Genomic DNA, 2,717 nt, shown 5'->3' on the forward strand with positions numbered 1-2,717 from the left:
TTAAACTCCGACTTTAAGTAAATCTCACAAAAAAATAAGAAAGTTTTTATATTGCTTATTTTTCTTTTTATAGTGCCGGACAATCTATTATTATTTTTTACATCTATATTCATTTATTTTGTTCCTACTCTCCTATACGCTTACTTTCAAATTAACTACAAAACTTTTTTATTTTTCTTTTTAAAAAACACTCCGAAAACAAACTTTTACTAACTCCTTGCTAACTCTCTAATTTCCTTTTTAATTGCTTTATGTATTTCCTTATGTTCTTAACCATTTTATTATTTAACCGCTTAAATTGGCTTCCTGTGGGCTTGTGAGTTGCTTTTTTAACTGCTTTCTTATGTTCTGTTAGTTTATTGCTTTCTTTTTTTTCTTTTATTCTTATTTCAATAGTTTCAAAATAAATAAAAGTAATTATTAACATCTGAAATATCATTATGTAAAAACCGATCCAATAGTAAATATTGCTAAACTGCTTATAATAAAAACCTAATAATAGTAAAATAATTACAGTTATTATACTGACAATTGTATAAACTTTTGTTTTATTGTTTTGGTAATATTTTAGTAAAGTTTTAGTCAAGTTTTTCATAAACCGCTGTTTCTGTATTAATAGATAAGTCCCAATCTCCGGTTGTTGTTTTATCTGTAGTATGTCTTAAATCAGTAGTTTCATTTATTAAAATTGCTGTCAAATTATTTTCAAGTTTTAATAAATCAATATAACTAATTTTCTTTAAATCAGTTCTTTTTTCAATTTCTTTATGGATCTTATTTAACTGCTTTGATAAAAACTCTACTTTTTTAACTTTAGTTATTTCATATTGCTTTATAATACTTTCTATTTTTATAAAAGTTAAATCATTAATTTGAGTTCCTAATTCAAAATTCCAATTAATTAATGTGGGCTTGCTTATATTTAACTGCTTTGAAATCTTATCATAACTTAAACCATTGGCTCGCAGTTGAATAAATTTCTCTCTCTCTTTTATTGTTTTCATTGTTTTAAAATCTTTATTTTCTATTCTAAAAAGTTATAGTCTCTCTACTTATAGCAGTATTGGTTGTTAGTTATTTTCTAACTGCCTATTATAGCGTGTGTTAGACTAAATTAGTGGTTGTTTTTTTCTTTATGTTCTTTAATTTTCTGTTTTAGAGTTTCTAAACTTGGATAGTTAACTCCGGCTCCCTTACCAAAAACCATAAACTTTGGAACTCCAGGATATAACAAATCAGTATATTTCTTTAGAAAATATTTGTAATTAGTTGAACTTGTATTTGATGCTTTGGCTGTTTCATTTTGTGTTCTCATTCTTTACCTCATTTTAATATTAAATTGCTTTTTTTCATTGGCTTATTCACTCCGAAAACTTTCTTTTTATACTGCTTTTAGTTTATCTTTAATTTCATTAATATAATTGTTATTGCTTTCTAAATTAATATTTACTGCTTTTTTCATTTGACTAATAATAGAATAAGGATCCGAATTTTTACCAGTAATAACTTTTATAAATTCCTTTGCTTTTTTAATTCCAAGTTCTTTATGTATTGCATTAAAACCTATTTCTTTAATTATTTGAATAGGTGTTTTTTCTTTATTGATAAATTGAATAGGTGCTGAAGCAGTTTTTAATATTTCATTAAAAAAATTGTAATTAACTTTGGCTTTTACCACCAGAACATCTTTTAAAGTAATTATTTTTTTATCTAAATCTAACCGTTTTCTTATCTGTTGAAATGTTCTTAAATTGCTTTCAAATCTTAATACATTTTTAAATTTATCAATATCTTTAATTAATTCTAACATCTGTTTATCTTTAATTATTTCAATAGTTTTATTATAAGTAATTAACCTATCTTTTAATTTTTTAGTTGCATTGTTTTTAACAAATACTAAACCTGAATATTTATATTTATTAATATTATATTTATCTGAATTTTTACTAAACAAATAAATCATTTGAATATATTTTTTTATATTTTTTTCCACCTGAATATTATTTGTTATATCTAATTTTAAAACTTGGCTTTCCAAAAGTTTATATTTATCAAAACTAACTGCCGGACTGTTTATATTTCCCAAAGCATTAAATATTGTATTTTTATTTATTAAATTATAATAATCTGACTTTAATATTTTTCCGGACATATCAATAATTACAGTTTCTTTATCAATAATGATATTTCCTAAACCAACGGGCTTTACATCTTTTTTTATTGCAAACTTATTATTTCCAATATTTTTACCATTCTTTAAATCTGTTTTTATAGTTTCATTAAAATAATTTAAATCAATGTCTTTAATTACATCGATATTTGTTTTTAATCTTATGCTGTCAATTCTTAACACGATTCAAACTCCTTATTTATGTAAATATCAAAAACCTTTAAAATAAAGGTAAATGTTATAGTGTTACAATAGTATAACATTTAATTTTGGCTCTTATCAATAGGATAGTATTTTTTCCTTTCAATTATATTTAATTCATTCATTCCGGTTGTTAATAGATATTTTTTTTTATAGTCATCAAATAAAAAAGCATTCATATTTTTAACTTTCCATAAACCACTAAAATATTTATCTGTTTTACTATCAATTAAACACAAATAAGGGAACTTTCCCATTGGAACTATTTTTAAAGTTGTATTATTAAACTTTACTTCTTTACCAATCAAATCTTTGTTTTTCATTTTGCTTTCCTTTGAAAGTAAAA

General features: G+C 22.8%; 5 protein-coding genes. All 5 read right to left on the reverse strand.

The features are described 5' to 3' along the window. Positions 1-220 precede the first annotated feature (220 nt). The gene (locus U9R42_08840; GenBank protein ID MEA3496124.1) at positions 221-595 is read right to left on the reverse strand and encodes a hypothetical protein; all 375 of its coding nucleotides are present in this window, start codon (positions 593-595) and stop codon (positions 221-223) included. Further along, positions 579-1,004 carry a helix-turn-helix domain-containing protein gene (locus tag U9R42_08845; protein ID MEA3496125.1) on the reverse strand — a complete coding sequence of 142 codons (426 nt, stop codon included), beginning with the start codon at positions 1,002-1,004 and terminating at the stop codon, positions 579-581. The genes U9R42_08840 and U9R42_08845 overlap by 17 nt, the downstream gene beginning before the upstream one ends. 110 nt (positions 1,005-1,114) lie before the next feature. Continuing rightward, entirely contained in the window at positions 1,115-1,315 is a 201-nt protein-coding gene (locus U9R42_08850; protein ID MEA3496126.1) for a hypothetical protein, read from the reverse strand. A 66-nt stretch (positions 1,316-1,381) separates the two neighbouring features. Further along, the gene (locus U9R42_08855; GenBank protein ID MEA3496127.1) at positions 1,382-2,353 is read right to left on the reverse strand and encodes a hypothetical protein; all 972 of its coding nucleotides are present in this window, start codon (positions 2,351-2,353) and stop codon (positions 1,382-1,384) included. Between the two features lie 80 nt (positions 2,354-2,433). Then, positions 2,434-2,717, reverse strand: a 284-nt coding sequence (locus tag U9R42_08860) for a hypothetical protein (protein MEA3496128.1), incomplete at its 5' end; no start/stop codon positions are given.

The sequence above is a fragment of the Bacteroidota bacterium genome, from assembly GCA_034723125.1.
Classification (GTDB): Bacteria; Bacteroidota; Bacteroidia; order CAILMK01; family JAAYUY01; genus JAYEOP01.